This window comes from Marinicella pacifica (assembly GCF_014636635.1).
In the GTDB taxonomy this organism is placed as follows: domain Bacteria; phylum Pseudomonadota; class Gammaproteobacteria; order Xanthomonadales; family Marinicellaceae; genus Marinicella; species Marinicella pacifica.
Map to the genome: position 1 here is coordinate 79,555 of NZ_BMEO01000009.1, position 22,157 is coordinate 101,711.

Consider the following 22,157-nt stretch of genomic DNA (forward strand, 5'->3'; position numbering starts at 1 on the left):
ATTATCTCCTATTAACCAATGATTCCGATGATGTCTTCTTCTTTCATGACGACGACTTTTTCGCCTTCAATTTTGATTTCGTTGACGCTGTATTTGTCTTCGAACAAAACCTTATCGCCGACTTTAACCTCAAGGGCTTTGATTTCGCCGTTATCCAGTAAGCGACCGTTACCGACGGCCAAAACTTCACCGATAACCTGTTTTTCAGTGGCTGACTCAGGCAGTACGATGCCGCCAGGTGAGGTGGTTTCCTCTTTTACGCGCTTAACAATCACGCGATCGTGTAAAGGACGTATATTCATTGATTAAACTCCTTAAAATTAATAACAGTATTATTGTTGATGCACACAGGCAGAAGGCCTGTGCGCTTGGTTGGTTTGACATATTGGGTTTGTGGGTGGTAATTCAAGGGAAAAACACAAAAAAATAAACATCCAGGTGGCGGTTTGTTTGAACCCAGACTGATTGGTGATACTGCCCGCAAGCGCCGTTTTGACTAGCTGCGTAGCCCCCAGCCTTTATGCAAAATCAACCAGGAGAAAAAGCCTAAGATAAATACAAAGGTCAGAATCAGGGTATAAGCGACATAGATATTTATGTCTGAAACCCCCAGAAAACCGTAGCGAAAGGTGTTGACCATATACAAAACCGGATTAATTTTTGAGACACCCTGCCAGAATTCAGGCAGTAAGGATATGGAATAAAACACCCCGCCCAAATAAGTCAGAGGTGTCAGAATAAAGGTTGGAATAATGGCGATGTCATCAAATTTTTTGGCAAAAGCGGCGTTGATAAAACCACCCAGTGAAAACACCACAGAAGTCAGTACCACGGTAGAAATGACAATCCAGATATTGTGGATTTGAATGTCGGTAAAAAACAGAGACACGCCGGTGACAATAATGCCCACCGCCAGGCCACGGAACAAACAACCGCCCACATAGCCGACCAATATGGCCCAATTGGGCATCGGGGAAATCAGCAGCTCTTCCACATGTTTGGCAAATTTTGCGCCAAAAAATGATGACACCATATTGCCATAAGAGCTGGTAATCACCGCCATCATCACCAGACCGGGTACAATAAATGACATGTAATCGAATCCGTCCATGTTACCAATCCGTGAGCCGATTAAATTACCAAAAATAATGAAATACAGGGTCATGGTAATGGCCGGTGGCAATAAGGTTTGGGTCCAGATCCGCAAAATACGGTTTATCTCTTTACGCATCAGCGTTTTAATACCGACATAGGTGGTGTTAACCATGTGTTTGCTCCTTATTGGTTTGGCTTTTATCGCCGGTCATGGCGACAAATAACTCTTCTAAACGGTTGGCTTTATTGCGCATGGAAATCACCCGATAACCGGCATCATCCAATTGCATGATGACGCTGTTTAAACATTCGTCTTTGGCAATGGACAGTTCAATTGAGGCTTCATCTTTGGCAATGGCGCCGAGCTGCTCAAGAATTTTTGGATCAGGATTTTTATCTAAATCAAAAATAAAAGTCTCAATATCGAGGGTTTTAATCAATTCTTTTATGGTTGTATTTTTTACGATATGGCCATGATCAATAATGGCGATGTTTTTGCACAATTGTTCGGCTTCTTCCAGATAATGGGTGGTCAGTATAATGGTGGTGCCGGTGACCGCAATGTCTTCTAAAAATGCCCACATGGATCGGCGGATTTCAATATCAACGCCGGCTGTGGGTTCGTCCAGAATCAGTAGTTTTGGTTCATTGACCATCGCCCGGGCAATCATCAGCCGACGCTTCATGCCACCGGACAAGCCCCTCGACACCGCATCACGCTTGTGCCACAGTTGTAACTGCTTTAAGTATTTTTCTGTACGTTGCCGGGCTACTTTGGCCGGAATGCCGTAAAAACCGGCTTGATTACGGACAATGTCATAAGGGGTCTCAAAGGTGTTGAAATTAAATTCTTGCGGCACCAGACCAATCATGGATTTAACCGCCTGACGATCAGCGTCCAGATCTTTGCCAAAAACACGTACCGTGCCGGAGGTTTTATTCACCAATGATGAAACAATGCCGATTAATGTCGATTTACCGGCGCCGTTTGGCCCGAGTAAAGCAAAAATTTGGTCCGCTTCGACACTTAAATCAATCCCTTTAAGTGCCCGGGTTCCGTCTTTGTAGGTTTTGACTAAATTGTTGACTTCAATGGCGTGGGTCATAATTTCCTAATCTTGGTTGAAATAAACACAGTCATCCGCATATTAAGGACGACCAACGATTCACTAAAATTTATGGAACCGGAATACAAAAAATACATCTGTGTTGTCTGTGGCTTTATCTACGACGAAGCCGAAGGTTGGCCCGAAGACGGTCTGGAACCAGGCACCCGCATGGAAGACATCCCTGATACCTGGATGTGCCCCGATTGTGGCGTCACTAAAGAAGACTTCGAACTGCTTTAATGTTCACAACCTGCTGTGTGTACGTGTTCGACACAGCGACATCTTCTGTGGTTTCGCCAGTGTGCTGCCACCATCAGACAGCCGCCAATTACATACAAAGCTGATTCCAGCCAGATGCCGGTCCACGCTTCGGTGACGATGGCCAGTATCAAACAACCTAAACCGAACGAGGCATAAAAAAATACCCGACGGTCGCGATGTTGTTTCCAGCCATGAGCAATCGACCAGACAGCCAAAGCCGCAATCACAGTAAACCAGAACCAGCCATGACCAATGTGTGCCCAATCGGGCAAAATCACTGAGACGCTTAATAAAAAAGGCCACATAGCACAATGGATGGCGCACAAACCGGAAATAAAAATTCCCAGCTTGTCAGCGGTTGGTTTGAGGCTTGATTCGGTCATGTAATAATGCTTTATCGGCAAAGCGCATAATGATACCAGATATGGGCACCATCAGCGTTAAATCAAGTCATGAAATGTATCGTGAATGATGGGAGTAGTTTAATCGTGAGGTCTTTTCCAATTTTGCCATAAAAACGTTAGAATAAGCTTTTGCTTTTCACGTTTTAAAACCCATGACAGCCAATCATTATCCACAAGAAATTGATCAATTTAACCAGCAAGCGGCCTTTTGGTGGGATCCTGAAGGACCGTTTAAAACCTTGCATCACATTAATCCGGTACGGGTCGCTTATATGCAATCGATGGTGGAATTTAAGGATAAAAAAGTGCTCGATGTGGGATGCGGTGGTGGTGTCTTGAGTGAAGCACTGGCCAAGCTGGGGGCACAAGTCACTGGCTTGGATTTGGCTGAGAAATCATTACAAACCGCGAAATTGCATTTGTTGGAATCGGATTTAACGGTTGATTATCAGCAGCAAGACATCGCCACTTTCAGTGATGAAAACCAGGAGCACTACGATGTGGTGTGTTGTTTGGAAATGCTGGAACATGTGCCTGATCCAAAAGGCATTATAACGGCTTGCTTAAAAGCCTTAAAACCCGGCGGCTGGTTATTTTTATCCACCTTAAACCGCACCCCAAAAGCCATGATGCTGGGCATTTTCGCCGCAGAGCATGTGCTGAAACTGATTCCCAAAGGCACCCATCACTTTGAGCAATTTATTAAACCTTCGGAATTGGTGCAGATGCTGAATGACACCAAAACTGAAATTAAAGACATCAGCGGCATGCGTTATAACCCCATCACCAAAACCGCGGTCATTGATGCGGGTGATTTAGACATTAATTATCTGATGGCCATTCAAAAAAACAACCAGGATTCAGGCAAAGATTAACCATGCCTTATCGCGCCGTACTGTTTGATTTAGACGGTACTTTAATAGATACCGCCACCGATATGTTGCTGACCCTTCGACAGTTAGCCGATGAACACCAGCAGCCGCATAATATCAACATCGCTGATTATCGTGGTTTTATTACCCATGGTTCAGCGGCCTTGATTGAATCTATTTTTGGTCAACCACCCAAAGTCGAACGCGATCGCTTACAACAACGCTATCTAAAGTTATACCAACAAAACCTGAATCAAAACACCCACCTGTTTGAAGGTGTCGGTGACCTGTTAAATCACTTAAATGCGGCAGCCATTCCATGGGGTATTGTCACCAATAAACCCGGCTGGTTGGCGAAACCGATTGTCGCCCACTTACCGGAATTAAGCGCCAGTCAGGTATTGATTTGTGCCGATGAAGTCGGTCATTCAAAGCCGCACCCGGAACCCATCCATCAAGCACTGAAAGTGGTTCAAGTCAAAGCGCAAGATACGCTTTATTTAGGCGATGCCGAAAGTGATGTACTGGCCGCCCATGCCGCCGGCACTAAATCAGCCGTGGCGTTGTGGGGCTATTTGCATGACCACGATCAGCCCGAACATTGGCGAGCCCATCACAGCTTTAATAATCCACATGAACTTTTGGCCTTGTTTCAAGCCAAATAAATATTAAAACCAGCGAAATGATATGAAAATTCTGATCACCTGTCTTGTACTAACTCTGGGTGTTATGTCCCTCACCACGGCCCACAGTATTGAAGCGTTATCACAAACCGATGCCTTAATAAATCAACTCGATAAGGTTCAAGACCTTCAGTTAAGACACGCCTTAATTAAAAATAAAGCTGATTTGGCCTATTACAAAACCCTCAAGTATCCTGAATTTCCACTCAATGTGTTTAGTAATGAATATATTCGACAGGATTTTATCGACGGTTTACGGTTTTCTGATAAAGGTTTAATTCGCTTTAATACCAATATTATCGAAACACTTTCCTACGCCGATGCCTATAGAGTCCTGGCCTTATTCGGTCAGTCTTATTTAGCTGAGCATATTGTTCCATCGGATGATGACGATAATAGCCCGCCGACAAAACCCTACCTGAGCAATGCTGAATACCCCTTACTGGCACAATTACGCGCCATCGATAACCGAGATGATATAAATAAGAGCGATTTAGACAGAATGGCTGATTTTCGGGATTTTTATGATAATACCTTATTGCCTGAATTGACCCAGAAAAACTGCTCACAACGCGGTCATAATGAAACCCTGGCGGTATTGGAAGTGCTCTACACCATTAATTTTTACCGCAATGATCAGGACATTGCGGGTCAGCATTTAGCTTGTTTTAATGATTATGTGAGTCAGTTTTCCGAATCCAAATACATCCCCTCCGTGGCCACGGATGTTTATGAATCATTACTGAGTAGCCGCCAGTTAGTCGCTGCTCAGCAATTACAGCAACAATATTCCGACATGGCCGTCGGTGATTTACCAGCCATTCAAAGCCAAGAAATTGAAGGTCCTTCTGTTTATCGAATCGCCAGCGATGAATCCAGCTTAATACAACAGGAATTTACTTTTAACACCGAAACAGAAGTCATTGTAATTGCCCATCCCTACTGTCAATTCTGCCAATTGCTGATTAAAGATATCGTCGCCGATGAAAAACTGTCGCAGTTTTTCAAAAACCATTCCAGATGGATTGCCGATGAAAATTACTTAAGTAACATTGATGCCATTGTTAACTGGAATAAAAAATACCCCATGGCGTCCTTAGATATCGCCTATTTAAAACAAGATTTTACCAAATTAGAAGAATGGGGCACCCCGGTCATTTACTTTTTAAAAAACGGCCAGGTACTTGATCAAATAATCGGCTGGCCGGAAGAAGGCCGCAAAGATGCCTTAATGACCGCGGTCGAAAAGTATTTTCCTGATTTTGAATAGTAGCGGATTTAATTATTGCCAAAGCATCAGCCATTGGTATTACAATAGACGGCATTGATTTATTGGCTAACAGCTACAATGTTTAGGCATGGTTAGCCAACAGTTGCTTTTATTTGTAACTAAAACTCATAAATAGAATAACGAGGATTATCGTGAGTGATTTACCAAACATTATAATTTCCAAGACTGATGCTAAACGCTTGGAAGATTTATTGGACGCCGTGACCGGCGATAACACACCCATTGCAGATGCTTTGGATGCCGAAATAAGCCGGGCCGATATTGTCGAGTCTAAGGACATACCGACGGATGTGGTGACCATGAACTCAACAGTGAAGTTTAAGGTCTTATCCAGTAATGAAACGTTTTGTTTAACGTTGGTTTACCCCAAAGATATGAAAGACAATGGCGAAACCATTTCTATTTTAGCCCCGGTTGGCAGTGCCTTACTGGGTCTTAAAGAAGGCGAAACCATTGAGTGGTCAAAACCCGGCGGCGGTACCCTTAAAGTGCAAATCGAGGAAGTGGTTTACCAGCCGGAACGTGCCGGGGAACTCCACCGCTAAGCCGATTTATCAAGGACAAGTGGAAGACCAGGCGGCGGTGTTACCTGATTCAAAGCCATCGGCAAAAATAGGATCTGAACGTAGCGTCCTTTTATACAGAACCGTGCCATCCGGGCCCACGCGCGGCGCCACAAAAAAACCACGATCAGTAATACGATGGCCTTGCTTTTGTCGAACCACGCAACCGTCAATGGGGCCGCCGACACCGGCAACCGGATAATTATTGTCAATTGAAGGCGGTGGCGGGAATGGCGTGCTGGTATCAATATAGTAATAATCACCCCACAGCACATGGTTTTGCATCGGCTTGTTGTTCTCATCTAAGACAGTGATGATGGTTGACCCTTGGAATGAAAACTGACTGCCGTTATTGTTAACCGGCCCTAACACATCATTTTGGAAATTAATCAGATCCTGTTCGTTAAATGTCAACGCTTTGGCGGTGCCGTTGCTATTATACGTGAATGTGATTCCCTGGCCATTGAAGCCACCGGCTGATTCTCTAACAAAAGTAAAACCGCCCGGTGGTGTCTGTTGCTCAATATTGACACAAGAAGGGGTTAGTGTGTGTGGTGCGGTATCAAAGCGACATGATCTGATCATGCCGTTGCTTTGCTGAAACACAGACCGGATATAGCGTTGACCCCAATTGCTTGCCAACGGCTCTCTGATGGCGCCATCAAAAGGACCGCTGGAATTATAACGACCATAAAAGGTATAACTGGCACCGCCATTATTGGATTTAAATATTTCTGTTTCACCATCGGTTAGATCGTGGGTGCCAATAAAAAAGCCATCTTGCGTTGCTGCGCAGTGGGTGTTATCAAAATTATTGGTGACGGTATCAGGCAAGGTTGATTTGGACCAACTGCTGCCATTATATCGGGCCACTTCAACGTTAAAATTTTTAATATAAGGTACCACGACGTTTGTACCATCGGTGCACGGGCTTCCCAAAGCAAATAAATTAGCGGTGTTTTCAAGCGGGGTTGAAGACAAGCCGGTGCCATCGTAGGGTGGCGGTATATTCACCACATCCAATCGATTGTTGACACCATCGTTCCACAAAATAGCGGCCCACATATCAGGATCAATCGGGCTGCCGTCACTCCATAATACGGTCTCTAAAGGCGCTTCATTAAAAATCGGGACCTGGCTCCAGTTGCCGTTATTGCTGTTTGCATTGTACGGAATGACCGTGAGCGCGGAAAAAATAAGTAAATAGGTTTGTTTAGACATGGCATCACCTGATATCGTGGTTGTGTTAAATATAAAGGCGCTAAAAGCATCAAGATAACGCCAATTATTTTTAATTTTTATCGGTGATGCTCGGTTTTGATGCCTTGAAAACCCGGATAATTGGTATGATAAAGTTTAGAACCGCCCGTAGAATTATCTTTTATGAATTTGAACCAAATCACTTTACCGGTCAGCGACCTTAAAAAAGCCATACGGTTTTATCAGCAATTGGGTTTTATTCTGATTGTGGATTCACCCCATTATGCCCGTTTTGAATGCCCTGACGGCCAGGCCACCTTTTCACTGTCGTATGAAACAGCCGCTTATAATAACGGTGCGGTGATTTATTTTGAGCATGAAAAATTGGATGAATGGGTTGCGGTGCTTAAGGAAAAGGGTGTGGTTTTTGACCAGGATCCTACCGACCAGACTTATCTCTGGCGTGAAGCCATTCTGCACGACCCTTCGGGTAACAAAATAAAACTCTATTGGGCGGGTGACAACCGACGCTTCCCGCCCTGGCGTGTTAATAAAGCAAACCCATAGAGCTCTAATAAAATCTTTTACGGGGTAAGCTCAAAGCCATCGATAAATATTATATCCGGATTACCGGTATAAAAGCGCACATCGACCCGTTTGATGTTGCCCTGATGATCGGCCACTTCGGCGCGAATATGGCGTTCAGTTGTATCAATCGGCAGGGCGGATGTGAAAGGAATCTGGTAAATGCCATCACCGTTGCTAACCGCTAATCCACTTAATTCGCTCTCTGCAGGCAGATTATTAACCATAAAATTGGCTTTAATGGACAGCGTTGATAAGTTGATTCCGGAATTGGCATCTGCCAGACCCAGTCGAATCAAATCGACCGGCTTTTCGTTGTAATTAGGGCGCGGTAAACTGATGGATAGGGTCGGTTTTAAATCATCCAAAAACCAGCCGAAACCGGGATTACCGCGAACCTCAGCAGTATCAATGGGCGCACCCAGATCAATCCAGCGGGCGATGATCATTTTCTGTTCATTGCTTAAGCCACTCATGCCACCGGCCGGGTGGGCGGCACTGGGGATAAAATCTAAATCCGCCAAATTTGGATTGGCACCACCAGGAATCGATGCGGGATCACCCGGAATGGTGGCGGTGGGGTGATCGCTGTTAAGCCAGCCATCCAGGCGTTCACCAAACACTTTCCAGATCAGTAAACTGCGCCGACTCTGGAATTTACGAATATAGCGACTGGCATTGGTTTGGCGCCAGACACCATTATGAATCACCGGCGGATAGCCATAATCGGCTGATTCATCTTTGGCTAAGCGGCGGTAATCGCCGGGTAAATGATCCTCCAGGCTGTAATCGCTTAAATTCAGATTACCGGCGTTTTGGTTGCCGTTATGACAACTGACACAATGGTTTTCCAGAATGGGTCGGATGTCCTGATAGAATTCCACATCCACGACTTTTTCAGGTCTATTTTCTAATTCATTGTCGCCTTGTTGATTGACCTTGATAAAGGGTGTGGTTTTCGATAAGTCCCAAACCGGATAGTCGGGCAAACTGGCGGCAGTACCGGCAAAATCCAACGGTTGTTGGCTGTGTGCATGGCAGCCACCACAATCGGTGCGCACCTCGCCGGGCCTGACCTGATGCCAGGTTTGTGACATATTCAGTACCATGCCTTTACGGTCCAGGGTTTGAAAAGTAAACGGCGTGTCAGCCGGAATTTTAACCAGGAAACTGGTGTCCGGATTGCCTTCAGCATCCAGAATCGGGCTGCCGTCGGGGTTTTCCTTACGCACCGGTATTTCGCCCATAATACGCAACCGTTCATTGGCGTGGTTATAGAAATCGGTGGAACCGCTGGGGGCATAATTGGGCCCGTATCGGCGGTGGGTATTGGGTTCCATCGCCAGTATTCGAATCGCCCAGATGTCGCTGTTGTCGTATTTACCGGCTTCAGCGCCCTGCCACGACCAGTTACTGCTGACGCGGTTTTGTGAGGTGTTAAAGGGATCTAAACCATCAAAATCAGCTGAACCGCGCCCCGGAAAGGAGTCGCGTTTATAAAGACTGCTTGAGCCGACCAGGCCATAGGGTGTACCGGCCGGTAGTTGGGTATTGAGTTCACCATCATTGGGTAACCAATTCCGGATAGCGGGTTCCGGTGTGCCGTGAATGGCCTGCCAGGGCACCACTGCCCGGGGCCAGGCTTCATTAAAATCGGGGTCATTTTTTATCAGCACCAAATCTTCCGGCTGCCAAACTTGTTCGGTATTTTTAATCACATATAAACCGGCATCGTAGTAAGGAATGGTGGTGGGTCGATTCAGATCATTGGCCGGGCCCGGTGACCAAACAGTCAGTAAATCATTATTCGGTGCCGCTGAAGGTTGGGTGAATTTTCCCACCCGATCAACATTATTACTGCCAATGGGTGCGGCGCTGTCGCCGGGATGGGTCATGGGCGTCACCGCTTGATAGCCATAAGGGGTAAAAGAAAACCGAAAAGGATAAAGACCGGTTTGTTGAGTGACCGTTTGTTCAATCGGCGGATTTAATTCCGGATAGGGGCTGCCAAATTGCGGCTGATTAGGCGGTCTGTCTATGGGGAATTTATACAAAGCCCCGAAACCATTATTGTTCAGATTATAGTACTGCTCCACCACAATATCACCGGATGAGATTTGGGTCATAAAGTGAAAGGCATTGGGGGAAGTCATGGCACTGACCAAAGGCTGCCATTGCCGGCCATCGGGTAAAATGGTCCAAATCGCCCATAATCGAAGGTCTCGGATGCCCTGCGTTTCCAGGGTAGAAAACATCAGGCGCCCATCATTGAGGATGGTTGGGTGCAAAGCGCTGCCGATGGTCATCGGTGCAATGGCTTCGACATTAGAGCCATCCACATCCATCACATACAGTTGCATATTGGGGTTGGTGTACCCGCGTGGCGGCACAAAACCATTGCGGTTACTGGTAAAAGCCAGTTTATTGCCCGGTAAGGGCATCGGGCCCAAATTTAAAATGCCGTAACCCAGACGATTGTAGCTACTATCCGGATCTAACGGATTACTTTCATCCCAATTGCCGGCACCGGTGTTGGGGGTAAATTCACCGTGGGTTAACTGTTCAATTTGCCGGGTCTGTAAATGCATACGAAAAATATCGGCACCCTGATAGGGTAAATTGCCGCGTTGGGTGTTGAGGTTACCCGGACTGACATCATGAAATAAACTGTAATAAACCCACTGAGCATCGAAGGAAATCACCGGATCGGTCACACTACAGACCTCACAATCCACCAAAATCTCCTCACTGCCATCAGGGTGTAAAAGCATTAGATCAGCACCATAATCCAATCGTCCGGGGTGCGCTATTTCCGGCCAGATGGTGTTAACCGCATCACCGAAGCGTGGTTGCTTCACATAGATAATGTCATAATCGACGACGCCTGATTGGCCATTGAAGCTGACAAACAGGCTTAGGCACAGGGCGAAGATTTTATAGGGCATTATTTATCCAAAAAGTTATTTTGCTTAAGAATAGATTGATAAAGTAAATTAAAATGAGGCAGAAGTCACATTTTAGGATTCAGCTGGTAAGCCATTTAATTTGATTGACTATGATCATCGTCATCTAATTGTTCGGCTTGTTGGTTTTGTGCGTCAACATGCTTTAGCAGATGAATGGCTTTTAGCCACTGCTGAATCATATAAAGTTGTTCCCGCATAATATCTAAAACCAGTGTCATGGTGGTGAAAGAAATTTCACCGCGCGAGCCGAGGTTCAGAAGTTTGACTTTAACGGCGTCATGGTCCGTTTTGACCTGGGCTTGTAGCTGGTCGAGGTCGAAACCGGATAATAAATCCGGGTTCAGTAAAATACTGTCTTTGTAAAGATTAATATCTAACTTGAAGTTGCCTAATTCCGAATCATCAAAACGCTGATACTGATGATATATTGTGTTGATGGCTTGGGCACAAGTCAGTAAATATTCGTCAATGCGCAATAATAAAACCAACTGTTTAGAAGTATTTTCTGATAGGGCATGCTGCTCAACCACCACGATAAATTCCGAAATTTGTTTTGATAAGTCAGTAATGACCCGGAGCTCTTCAGTCATTGTAGTGGGTGATTGAGCGGCTTGGGTAAATTCAACTTGTGGTAAAGATTTGATGCGATCAGCATTGTCTTTAAGCTCCAGAATCAAGGCGTCAATGGCCAAAGTGGGTGAAGCGGCAATCGAGCTGTCCAAATATTTGGCCTGGGTTGGTGTCGCCTCAAGCGTGGTAAAGCGCCGCTCTAAAAATTCTGCAAGCCGGCGGTTAAGTGGCAGAAAACACAGTACACCCGCGATGTTAATGGTGGTGTGCAATAAGGCCAGTGTTAAGCCAATGGATAACTCAACCTGAAAATAAGTACTGCCGCGATGCAATAAAAACATCAGTACAGGCAGAATGATAAAGGCCACCAAAGCGGTGGTTGAATTTAAAATAACCTGGGCCCAGGCCACCCGTTTGGCGTTGGCGGTGGCACCAATGGTGGTCAGTAAGGAGGTGGAAGAGGTGCCGACAATGGCGCCGATGACCATGGCAGTGGCTGATTCAATCACTAAAATACCCGACACCGCTGCGGTGATGGTCAAAGCGATTGCGGCACTGGATGACTGGGTCAATAGGGTCATGACAATACCAATCAAAAAAAACAACAGCTGGCCCTGAAAGCCACTGACATTCACCGCGCTTAAGTCAAAGCCGGCCACAATCCCTTCAAAGGCCGTTTTAAGGATGTCGATGCCCACAAAAAACAAACCAAAACCAACCAAAGCCAGGGCCAGAGAAGGTAGTCTGCCTTCTGAGCGGTTAAATAAACGAATCAGCATGCCGACACCAATCATTGGCAAGGCAAAATGCTGAATATTAAAATTAAACCCGACCACAGCCACCAGCCAGCCGGTCATGGAAGTACCAATATTGGCCCCATAGAGAATGCCCAGCGTTTGGCGCATGGTCAATAAACCGGCATTAACAAAACCGATGGTGGCGACAATCACGGCACTGGAGGATTGTACAATGGCGGTCATGATTAAGCCTGAGGTCACACCGCGCAGTGTGGAATTGGTCCAATAGGCTAAAATATGCCGTAATGAAGAACCGGCAGCCAGCTTCAAACCATCGGTCATCATACCGACGGCCAGTAAAAATAAACCCAGCCCGCCTAAAACGGAACCGAAAATCACAAATGTCTGGTTGCTCACGGCATTAAGAAAATATTATCCACTCAAAGGCCCTTATCTTAGGGCCAATAAGCCAAAAAGAAAATGCCCTTAAAGTTTAGGGTGTGTAATAGGTGGCGGCACCCGGGCCCACCGGCAATCCAAAAACAAACACCCACAAATAGAACAGTAAAGTCCAGCCGACAAAGAACACGATGTTATAAGGCAACATGGTGGCAATCAGCGTACCAATACCTAAGTCCTTTTTATAACGACAAGCCATGGCCAGAATCAGACCGAAGTAACTCATCATCGGGGTGATGACATTGGTCACCGAGTCACCGATGCGGTAAGCCGCCTGGATGGTTTCCGGTGCATAACCGACCAGCATCAGCATCGGCACAAAAATGGGTGCTGTCACGGCCCATTGTGCTGAGGCGCTGCCCAGGGATAAATTCACCATACCGCAGAGGATGATAAAGAATAAAAAGATAATCGGGCCATCTAAACCAAGACTTTGGATCAGAATGGAGCCTTTAATGGCCATCACTGTGCCCAAATTTGACCATTTGAAAAAGGCCACAAATTGCGCCGCGAAGAATACCAGGACAATATACAAGCCCATGGTGCCCATGCTTTTACTCATGGCATCGATGACATCGCGGTCATTTTTCATGGTGCCCACCACTTTACCGTAAACAAATCCGGGAATGGCAAAGGTGATAAAAATAAACACCACAACACCTTTAAGAAAGGGCGATCCGGCCACTTCGCCGGTGGTCTGATTACGCAGAACACCCCATTCCGGTACGATGGTTAAAGCCAATATGGCACACAAAATAAGAAAGCTTAAACCGGCCATTTTCAGACCACGTTTTTCCTGCGGAGAAACCGGTTCAATTTTTTGTTCGCCCAAATCAATACTGGCTTCACTTTCATCATATTGACCCAATCGCGGTTCAACAATTTTTTCAGTAACAAAGGTGCCCAGGATGGCAATTAAGAAGGTGCTGATGACCATAAAGAACCAATTGACCTCAGGACCCACTTCATAGGCCGGATCAATTAATCGAGCGGCTTCTTGAGTAATACCTGACAATAAAGGATCGACAGTGCCGATAAATAAATTAGCGCTGTAACCGGCCGATACACCGGCAAAGGCTGCTGCGAGACCGGCCAGTGGATGACGACCTAAGGAGTGAAAGATCATGGCAGCCAGTGGAATCAATACCACATATCCCAGTTCTGAAGCTGTGTTTGAAACAACACCCGCAAACACAATGGCCAGAGTCACCATACGTTTTGAAGCGCCCATGACCAGTGATCGCATTCCGGCGGATAATAGCCCTGAATGTTCCGCCACTGAGACACCGAGCAGGGCCACTAAGACCGTGCCCAACGGTGCAAAACCGGTAAAATTCGTTACCAAACCGGTCACAATCCGGCGCAAACCTTCCGCGGAAAATAAAGACACCACTTCGATAACACCGCCTTCAACCCGACCACCACCCTCAGGCCTGGGGTCCTGGGCACTGATACCAAGCCATTCAGCGATACCGCTAAAGAGAATAATAAAGAGACAAAACAGGGCAAACAAAGTCACCGGATGCGGCAATAAATTACCCAGCCATTCCACAAATGCCAGAAACTTGGCAAACCAGCCACCGGTTTTTTCCGGCGGATTTGGTGGCTTATTCGGCAGGTTTTTGTGGGTGGTTTTTACAGGTGTGTTTGACTCGGTTTTTGAATTCATCAGCGGTTTGAATTTTTAACAAAAGACGCTATTGTTCACCAACGGTTGTGAATTTGCAATAAAAGTTGGTTATTGTCGTGAGTGATTGGCTTTGCCCAAGAGGTTAATATGCAAAAATAATGGGTTAAAAAAACACCTGGTTAGCCTTAAAAGACCAGGATTTGTTTACAAGGTGTTTATTGTTTGCAGATTTGACTCATGCATAGCCATTAATTTGCGATCCATAATTTTGTACCAAAGGGGTGGCACATAGGCCAGTAAAAACATGCCTATATAACCGGTGGGTAATTGAGGAACATCTTCAAAATGCCTTAGACTCTGGTAGTGTCGTGTGGGATTGGCGTGATGATCTGAGTGCCTTTGCAGATGAAACAACACCAGATTGGAGATTAAATGGTTGGAATTCCATGAATGTCGGGTCTACCAACCTGTTTATTGTGGTTAAGATTCTGCAGAATGGAAAATTTAAAATAATTGGCAGTAAATGGGCATGGATTTTGTTAGGGCTTATTTAAACAGTAAAATTGCCATGAAAATATCTCAAATATGCCTCATTGTAATCGGCCTTATCGGCTTGTCACTCAATGGATATACCCGCACCATTAGCATCAATGATATCAGTGTGATCATTGCCGATGATGGTGTATGCACGCTTCCTGAAGCGATTGCCTCAGCCAATAATAATGTCAGTTCAGGCGTGACAACAGGAGAATGTGAAGCGGGTGATGCCGGCGAGGATAGCATTGTATTTGATTTGGCACCCGGAGAAGATGAAATAAACACCTTGGGGATTGTGCTGCCAACCGTCATGGAACCGCTCAACATTATTGGCCCGGGCGCTGATTTATTAACTTTATACCCTCAACAATTGGGATACGTATTCACGCTTCGTGCGGATTTTAGTTTATCGGGTCTTCGAATATTTAAGGCTGAAGGCTTCCGTGGAACAGCCATATATCAGTTCGAAGGACATGATTTAACGCTAACAGATTGTATTATAGAAAATAACACGGCCACTGACTCGATCGGAGCGATTCGGGTATTAGCGGCAGATTCCACCAACCAGCTATATATCAATAACTGTCAATTTATCGACAATGATGCAAGTGGCCATTCAGGTGCCATTAGTATCAGCGCTGTGGATGGTAAAAGCCTGGTGGCGACCATTGAAAACAGTGTGTTTTCCGGTAATGAAAGCCGGACCGATGATGGCGGTGCTCTGATGGTGACAACCACCAGTTTAGGGCTCGTAGATATTGTCATTAAAAACAGCCGTTTTGAATCAAACAGCAGTAACCAAAATGGAGGCGGATTTTATTTTGAAGGACCCGGTGTGACCGGACGTATAGAAAATTCAGTTTTTTATAACAATCAAAGTGGCGTAGGCGGCGCCGGCGGCATGTGGTTTAAAACCGGTGCGTTTGAAAGCATTAACAACAGTTTTATTGGCAATGTGGCACAGAAATATGCCGGTGGTGTGTATGTCTGGGCCCATGATGATAATCTGGATGGAATCCATTTCATCAATAACACCATAACCGAAAATACCATCGCAACATCGCTTTCCACAGCCGGCGGTGGCGGTATTTACAGTCGAAACGTAAAAACCACAATCAGCAACACCGTCATTGCCAATAACAGTACCTTAACCATCGGGCCAAACTGTTCAGGCGGATTGACGTCGAAGGGTTATAATTTTATTGAAAATGACCAGGATTGTGGAATTTTATCGCAAGCCTCAGATTCCATCGGTGATGAATTAAACCCCATCGACCCACAACTGAGTTCGCTCATCGATGAAGGTAGCCACAAACTCTTCCAACAGCCTGTAACCGGAAGCCCTTTAATCGATGCCGGTAACCCGGGTGGCTGCGATATAGATGCAAGCCAAGCGATAAACTATGATCAGATTGGCCGCTTCAGACACCAGGACGGCAGCCAAAGTGGTGACAACCGTTGTGATATCGGCGCCATCGAAATCAGCAATAGTGATGTGATTTTCAAGTCAATTTTTGAATAGAAATTAACAGCGGACAAAGAGCCATAAAAACAAAGTCATTGAACCGCCACATGACATGAAAGCTTTCTAAATGTAATTAAGTTAGAATGTATGATTTGAATTATCATCATTCCCTGACAATGTTAAGAGCACTTATTTCGGCGGTTTTATTTATAGCACTTGTCGGATGCAGTGAACAAGACATTTCTGTGAATGAAACCGCTGTCGAAGTCAGTCGCCCATCAACCAGCACAAAGACCAATGGCCTATTGGTTCGGCTTATGCAGGATGTAATACGGTTTACAGATAAATCAAAACAGCGCAATACCGATGTGCCCCTCAAAGATCTGAAAGATTACATAAAAAATCAAAAACTGGCAGAGAAACATTCGCTGGTTTTACTATTTGTCGATAAGGAAGCCGATACCGGCGATATGGTTGAAGTGATGGATATATTTAAAAACGCCGGTATTAAGGATATTCATATTGCCGGTGGGAATCGCTAGGTTGTAAGTTAAATTTAATAACCTTTCAAGTATGATTGTTCTAAACGGCTTATTTTGCTAGCGAAGGCCGGCATCCAGCGTCTTTTAGAAGGATTTATTGCATTATGATTGAACCTAAAGTCTGAAAAATTCTTTAAATTAGCCCAAAAACATATAGTCTTTTCCATTACAATTAATGATTTGCTTCTGAATTATGGACAATAAGATAAACAGCCTCACAATCCACAAATTAACCGAACGAACCTTAATTGAAAACCTCAAGCCATTTTTGTTTTTTGGTGGTTTGTTTGTGGCTTTGTCGTTGCTTGTGGTGATTGTATTTGGGCCTGAAGAGGATGGTCTATTGGTTAATTTAATTGAATCTTTAATCTATGCAAAATTAGCCGTTTTAGTGCACAGAACCGTTTTATTGAAAGAAAAGGATGTTATACACGCTTTTAAATGGGGCTTACCTGAAATAATTTATATGCTGTCTATGGTCGCAGTCATGATTGCGATTACTCTTATCGTATTTGTCACAACTTCGCTTTTTTTAATCATATCACCGACCGGTTTAGTGAGTGGTGGAATGAGTGTCGTAACGATTGTCTTTTTTTCAGGTATAGCTTTATTGGCGGGTTACTTTGGATCGCGCATTGCCTTGGCCTTCCCAAGCATCGCCATCGGCCAATCATTTACACTTCCTGAAATTTGGCACAAATCCAAACCCCACACCCTGACCTTGTTCTGGTTGATCATTATCTTTCCGATACTGGCCAATATCGTACCTGCTGCGGTGTTCTTACTGCCATTCCCGGAATGGTTGTTGGGCGTTTTGGTTCTGGCTATATACGCCATTATTGTTATTTACTGCATCACCCTGCTATCGCACTGCTACCATGAAATTATGGGTGAGCCGGAAGAAGTCATTGATTCGTCAAATGAGATTGAAGTTTGAGTATAGCCTTGAGTTTTATTTAGTCATAAAGGATTTCCGTCTATAATTTATAAGGCCCCATTTTTCAGGAATCTGATGCTAACGCGACTAAGAAAAACAAGACAACGTTTATTGGGAGAGCGACGATTCAGTAATTATCTGTTGTATGCCCTGGGTGAAATTGTGCTTGTCGTGGTCGGCATATTAATCGCGGTGGCGATTAACAACCATTATCAAGATAAAGCCACACAAGCCAAAGCCCGGGTTTATTTAACCGGTTTAAAAACAGAATTCCTGGATAATCAACACAAGCTGGCGGTGTTGATTGATGTCAATAAAAGTAATCTTAGTTATGCCCGAGATCTGATTGAATTAATCAACAACCGTTCACAACAAATCGATGAGACGCGGTTTTCCCGGTTATTAATGAAGGCTTTGAATAATGATGTCGCCTATAATCCGAACAATTCTCTGCTCACCGAAATGATTAACTCGGGGAGTTTAAAAGATATCGAATCGGTGCAATTACGGCGTCTATTCACCAATTGGCTGGCCAATGTTGATGACATCGCCAAACAAGAACATGACCTCAGCATACAACGAGAGCATCTAATCGATTTTTTCCGCGGTCCAGACACCTCGTTTAAAACAGTTTTACAAAACGCAGGCGCAATGCCCGCTAATGACGAAACATCCAATTTATCGGAAAAAAGCAATCTGCATTTATTGGAATCACGGGCCTTTGAAAATAACCTGCTAATGTTTATCCTCACCTGCGAAGCCACCGACGAAAATCATTACCAACCTTTGATGGACAATCTGAATACGATTTTGGGTTTGATTGATGAAGTGTTAGATCATTAATTTAAAGATTCAGTGATTGCTTATATCAGCCTTTGATTTGTAGTGGATATACTAATATCGTATAACGTATAGTCGTGATATACACAATTGTGTATACTGGGATTTTGGCAGTAATTTAAAAGAACTAAACAAATGAAATTCACTAACGAAATTGAAGTTTTTATAAACGATTACGTTAAGGACTTAAATGAGGGAACAGCTTCAATTTTTGCTGGTGCTGGACTTTCTATTCCTGCAGGATTTGTTAATTGGTCTGAATTAATGAGCGAAATTGCTCAAGATTTAGGCTTGGACATAAACCAAGAAAAAGATTTAGTATCAATTGCTCAATATCACGTGAATGAGAATCAAACTAGGTCTAAGCTAAATAGAAAAATTTTAGAAGAGTTTACGGAAGATACAGAAGAAACAGAAAACCATAGAATTATTGCCCGATTACCAGTTTCTTCAATTTGGACAACAAATTATGATGAGTTGATTGAAAAAACTTACTTAAAAGAAAATAAAGTTGTAGATGTAAAATACAGAAACAATCAACTATTAAACACCAAACCTAAAAGAGATTTAGCAATATATAAAATGCACGGGGATGTCAATCATCCTGACCAAGCCATTTTAACTAAGCAGGAATATGAACAGTACCATCAAACACACGAACCTTTTATAAATGCTTTGAGTGGAGAACTAACAACTAAAACTTTCTTATTTATTGGCTTCAGTTTTACGGACCCTAATCTCGATTATGTATTAAGTCGTTTGAATTTCCGATTTAGCAAGGATAAAAGACAACACTATTGTTTTGTAAAGAAGCACGAATTGGGTGATTCATCAAATCCAGACCAAGCAACTCTTGATTATAACGATAGAAGACAAACTCTGACTATAAACGATTTAAAACGATATGGAATAAAATCTTTACTTATTGACAGTTATGAAGATATAACTAAGATTTTGACAGAAATCGAGAATAGATATAAAAAGAAAACAATATTTGTTTCCGGGAGTGCGGAAACTTACGAACCACACGATAAGAATAATGCTATAGGATTTGTACACAATCTTGCAAAAGTGATTATCGAAAGTGATTTTAGAATTGTAAATGGATTCGGTTGGGGAATTGGCAGTTCAGTAATAAATGGAGCTCTTGAGTCTATACATAGCAATCCTAATAAATACTCGGAGAATCAATTGATTTTGAAACCATTTCCTCAATTTGCAACAGGTTCAAAGAATCTACAAGAATTATGGTCGGATTATAGAGAGAAAATGATTTCTCAATGTGGAATTTCTTTTTTCGTATTTGGAAATAAACTGGTTGATAATAAAATTGTAGAAGCAAATGGAGTAATAAGTGAATTTGAAATTGCTCACAAGAATGGTTGTATTTGTATACCAATTGGTTTAACGAAATATGCATCTGAAAAGATTTATAATATCATATCAAAAGAGCCAAAAAAATATTACGCAGACCCAGATATAATAATGCCCAGTCTTAAAAAATTGGCAAATGATAGAACCACATTCACGCAAGCAATTGAAATTATCAAGGGCTTACTTGAAACACTAAGAAAATAGAAATGGCTAGAGAAACATTCATCGCATATAAATATAGCGAGGCTCAAGATTTAAGAGATGACATTATTGAAAAACTTGGCGAAGATGCTCGTTACTATCAAGGAGAAACAGCCGAATCACCTGATATGTCTGGAGAAACAATTGATAAAATAAAAAACAACTTAAAAGATATGATTTTTGGTACCTCTGTGACAATTGTAATCATATCGCCTAACCTTAAAGAAAGTGAATGGGTAGATTGGGAGATAGAGTATTCTTTAAAAGAATATAAAAGACAATCAACTACTTCAAAAACTAATGGAATCGTTGGAGTAATAATGAAGCATAATGGTAGTTATGATTGGTTAGTAAGTAGCAGTCAAAATGCAGATGGATGCACAACTAGATATATAGATGATTCAAAATTATATGACATTATAAAAGGTAATAGATATAACCTAAATACAGATGATAAATATTCTTGTCCGAATTGCCAATCATTTGATCAATTGGAAGGTTCATATATTGCTTTGGTTGAGGAGGAATCATTTTTAAACAATCCTAGTCACTACATTGAAAATGCGTATAACAAAAGTAAGGTAACTGGAAATTATAATCTAATTAAGAAAAGAGAAAGTACTTCTGCCAACAATATATAAATAATAGCTGTTTTAGTCCTTAAGCGAAAGATAATTTAAAGGTCAGTTTTAAACCGAAAAATTAGTGCTTCAAATCCGCTACTTTTAATATACAAAACAGGAGTATGCCTATTAAAACGAAGAGAATGAGTAATCCTAAAACATTTATTTCCTACGCTTGGGAAAGTGACGAAGCCAAAGAATGGGTCAAAAACCTTGCGACCGAATTACGTAATGATGGAATTGACGCAAGGCTGGATCAATGGGAAGTTGTTCCTGGCGACCAAATGCCTCATTTTATGGAAAAGTCAGTTCGTGAAAATGACTTTGTTCTAATTATTTGCACACCAAAGTATAAATCTAAATCCGAAAATAGAATTGGCGGAGTTGGTTACGAAGGAGATATAATGACAGCGGAAGTTCTTGAAACTTCAAATCATCGAAAGTTTATACCAATCCTTAAATCAGGAACTAAAGAAACATCTATTCCTTCTTGGCTTCTAGGAAAATATTACGTTGACCTATCCAATCAAACCCATTTCGATAATAACTACTCTGATTTAACAACTACATTGCTAAATGCGAGAGAAAGGGCTCCAGAACTTGGAACAGTAACTACAAAAACTAATGCTACGGTTAGTTCTGAAAAAGTCATTAAGACAGTGCCAAAAGATGAACCTGTAAAAATTAAAGGAATTGTAATTGATGAAATTTCACAACCAAGAAATGACGGAACTGCTGGCAGCGCATTGTATAAAATTCCATTTGAATTAAACCGAACACCAAGTTCTGAATGGAGAGAATTGTTTGTGAATGCTTGGAACCGTCCACCTCGATTTACATCTATGCACAGACCTGGAATTGCCTCTGCTTATGGAAATCAAGTCATACTTGATGGGACAACAATTGAAGAAGTCGAAAAACATCATAAAGATACCTTGAAACTAGCAGTTGAAGTTGCTAACAAACAAATTTCGGAAATAAACTTGAGAAAACAACAACAAGCGGAAAGGGAGAGAATTGAAAGAGAACGACATCAAAAAAACATTGATGATATTAGTAAAAGAATAAATTTTGACTAAAATAAAATCGGTATACAACAAAGGCTATACGTAATGCGGGTTTTGATGCTGAATTGAAAGTAAATGTGACTAGCCCCCCATAAACACTGCCAAAGCTAAAGAGAGTATAATAACTTTAACTTTGGAGCAAACCA

21 protein-coding genes are annotated in these 22,157 nt (G+C 43.1%); 13 read left to right on the plus strand and 8 right to left on the minus strand.

What is annotated here, in order from left to right; genetic code table 11:
* Positions 1 to 11: 11 nt before the first annotated feature.
* From IEV16_RS10350 to IEV16_RS10360, 3 genes are all read right to left on the minus strand, one after another.
* Positions 12 to 302, minus strand: coding sequence for a co-chaperone GroES (locus tag IEV16_RS10350; RefSeq protein ID WP_188365632.1), 291 nt, complete (start codon positions 300 to 302; stop codon positions 12 to 14).
* A gap of 194 nt (positions 303 to 496) precedes the next feature.
* Entirely contained in the window at positions 497 to 1,267 is a 771-nt protein-coding gene (locus IEV16_RS10355; RefSeq protein WP_188365633.1) for an ABC transporter permease, read from the minus strand.
* A complete protein-coding gene (locus IEV16_RS10360; protein WP_188365634.1) occupies positions 1,260 to 2,201 on the minus strand; it encodes an ABC transporter ATP-binding protein in 942 nt (313 codons plus the stop codon). Before IEV16_RS10360 ends, IEV16_RS10355 begins: the two co-directional genes overlap by 8 nt.
* Positions 2,202 to 2,273: 72 nt before the next feature.
* Between IEV16_RS10360 and IEV16_RS10365 the strand changes: the two genes are divergently transcribed.
* Complete coding sequence (locus IEV16_RS10365; RefSeq protein WP_188365635.1) at positions 2,274 to 2,444, plus strand: rubredoxin; 171 nt, start codon at positions 2,274 to 2,276, stop codon at positions 2,442 to 2,444.
* Here the strand turns inward: IEV16_RS10365 and IEV16_RS10370 are convergent.
* Positions 2,441 to 2,848 carry a MerC domain-containing protein gene (locus IEV16_RS10370; RefSeq protein WP_188365636.1) on the minus strand — a complete coding sequence of 136 codons (408 nt, stop codon included), beginning with the start codon at positions 2,846 to 2,848 and terminating at the stop codon, positions 2,441 to 2,443. The genes IEV16_RS10365 and IEV16_RS10370 overlap by 4 nt on opposite strands.
* 173 nt (positions 2,849 to 3,021) lie before the next feature.
* Here IEV16_RS10370 and ubiG point away from each other — a divergent pair, with 173 nt between their 5' ends.
* The 4 genes from ubiG (at position 3,022) to rnk (ending at position 6,260) form a co-directional block, all read left to right on the plus strand.
* The gene (gene ubiG, locus IEV16_RS10375) at positions 3,022 to 3,744 is read left to right on the plus strand and encodes a bifunctional 2-polyprenyl-6-hydroxyphenol methylase/3-demethylubiquinol 3-O-methyltransferase UbiG (protein ID WP_188365637.1); all 723 of its coding nucleotides are present in this window, start codon (positions 3,022 to 3,024) and stop codon (positions 3,742 to 3,744) included.
* A gap of 2 nt (positions 3,745 to 3,746) precedes the next feature.
* Entirely contained in the window at positions 3,747 to 4,406 is a 660-nt protein-coding gene (locus IEV16_RS10380; RefSeq protein WP_188365638.1) for an HAD family hydrolase, read from the plus strand.
* A gap of 22 nt (positions 4,407 to 4,428) precedes the next feature.
* The gene (locus tag IEV16_RS10385) at positions 4,429 to 5,694 is read left to right on the plus strand and encodes a hypothetical protein (RefSeq protein WP_188365639.1); all 1,266 of its coding nucleotides are present in this window, start codon (positions 4,429 to 4,431) and stop codon (positions 5,692 to 5,694) included.
* Positions 5,695 to 5,846: 152 nt separating this feature from the next.
* A complete protein-coding gene (rnk, locus tag IEV16_RS10390; protein WP_188365640.1) occupies positions 5,847 to 6,260 on the plus strand; it encodes a nucleoside diphosphate kinase regulator in 414 nt (137 codons plus the stop codon).
* A 9-nt stretch (positions 6,261 to 6,269) separates the two neighbouring features.
* On the opposite strand, the gene IEV16_RS10395 is transcribed toward rnk, so the two are convergent.
* Positions 6,270 to 7,499: a hypothetical protein gene (locus tag IEV16_RS10395; RefSeq protein ID WP_188365641.1), complete on the minus strand. Its 1,230-nt coding sequence runs from the start codon at positions 7,497 to 7,499 to the stop codon at positions 6,270 to 6,272.
* 162 nt (positions 7,500 to 7,661) lie between these two features.
* Here IEV16_RS10395 and IEV16_RS10400 point away from each other — a divergent pair, with 162 nt between their 5' ends.
* Positions 7,662 to 8,045, plus strand: a complete 384-nt coding sequence (locus IEV16_RS10400; RefSeq protein WP_188365642.1) for a VOC family protein — start codon at positions 7,662 to 7,664, stop codon at positions 8,043 to 8,045.
* 17 nt (positions 8,046 to 8,062) lie between these two features.
* On the opposite strand, the gene IEV16_RS10405 is transcribed toward IEV16_RS10400, so the two are convergent.
* The 3 genes from IEV16_RS10405 to IEV16_RS10415 all read right to left on the minus strand — a co-directional run bounded on the left by IEV16_RS10405 (position 8,063) and on the right by IEV16_RS10415 (position 14,464).
* Positions 8,063 to 11,008, minus strand: a complete 2,946-nt coding sequence (locus IEV16_RS10405) for an HzsA-related protein (RefSeq protein ID WP_188365643.1) — start codon at positions 11,006 to 11,008, stop codon at positions 8,063 to 8,065.
* A gap of 95 nt (positions 11,009 to 11,103) precedes the next feature.
* A complete protein-coding gene (locus tag IEV16_RS10410; RefSeq protein ID WP_229728320.1) occupies positions 11,104 to 12,753 on the minus strand; it encodes a Na/Pi cotransporter family protein in 1,650 nt (549 codons plus the stop codon).
* Between the two features lie 76 nt (positions 12,754 to 12,829).
* Positions 12,830 to 14,464, minus strand: a complete 1,635-nt coding sequence (locus IEV16_RS10415) for an AbgT family transporter (RefSeq protein WP_188365644.1) — start codon at positions 14,462 to 14,464, stop codon at positions 12,830 to 12,832.
* Positions 14,465 to 14,993: 529 nt separating this feature from the next.
* Here IEV16_RS10415 and IEV16_RS10420 point away from each other — a divergent pair.
* From IEV16_RS10420 to IEV16_RS10450, 7 genes are all read left to right on the plus strand, one after another.
* Positions 14,994 to 16,484 carry a choice-of-anchor Q domain-containing protein gene (locus tag IEV16_RS10420; RefSeq protein ID WP_188365645.1) on the plus strand — a complete coding sequence of 497 codons (1,491 nt, stop codon included), beginning with the start codon at positions 14,994 to 14,996 and terminating at the stop codon, positions 16,482 to 16,484.
* 86 nt (positions 16,485 to 16,570) lie between these two features.
* Positions 16,571 to 16,969 carry an ExbD/TolR family protein gene (locus IEV16_RS10425; protein ID WP_188365646.1) on the plus strand — a complete coding sequence of 133 codons (399 nt, stop codon included), beginning with the start codon at positions 16,571 to 16,573 and terminating at the stop codon, positions 16,967 to 16,969.
* 193 nt (positions 16,970 to 17,162) lie between these two features.
* Positions 17,163 to 17,906: a hypothetical protein gene (locus tag IEV16_RS10430; RefSeq protein ID WP_188365647.1), complete on the plus strand. Its 744-nt coding sequence runs from the start codon at positions 17,163 to 17,165 to the stop codon at positions 17,904 to 17,906.
* Between the two features lie 75 nt (positions 17,907 to 17,981).
* A complete protein-coding gene (locus IEV16_RS10435) occupies positions 17,982 to 18,749 on the plus strand; it encodes a DUF6090 family protein (protein ID WP_188365648.1) in 768 nt (255 codons plus the stop codon).
* Positions 18,750 to 18,881: 132 nt separating this feature from the next.
* Positions 18,882 to 20,324: an SIR2 family protein gene (locus IEV16_RS10440; protein WP_188365649.1), complete on the plus strand. Its 1,443-nt coding sequence runs from the start codon at positions 18,882 to 18,884 to the stop codon at positions 20,322 to 20,324.
* 2 nt (positions 20,325 to 20,326) lie between these two features.
* The gene (locus tag IEV16_RS10445; RefSeq protein WP_188365650.1) at positions 20,327 to 20,962 is read left to right on the plus strand and encodes a TIR domain-containing protein; all 636 of its coding nucleotides are present in this window, start codon (positions 20,327 to 20,329) and stop codon (positions 20,960 to 20,962) included.
* 125 nt (positions 20,963 to 21,087) lie between these two features.
* Positions 21,088 to 22,023 carry a toll/interleukin-1 receptor domain-containing protein gene (locus tag IEV16_RS10450; protein ID WP_188365651.1) on the plus strand — a complete coding sequence of 312 codons (936 nt, stop codon included), beginning with the start codon at positions 21,088 to 21,090 and terminating at the stop codon, positions 22,021 to 22,023.
* Positions 22,024 to 22,157: the final 134 nt, after the last annotated feature.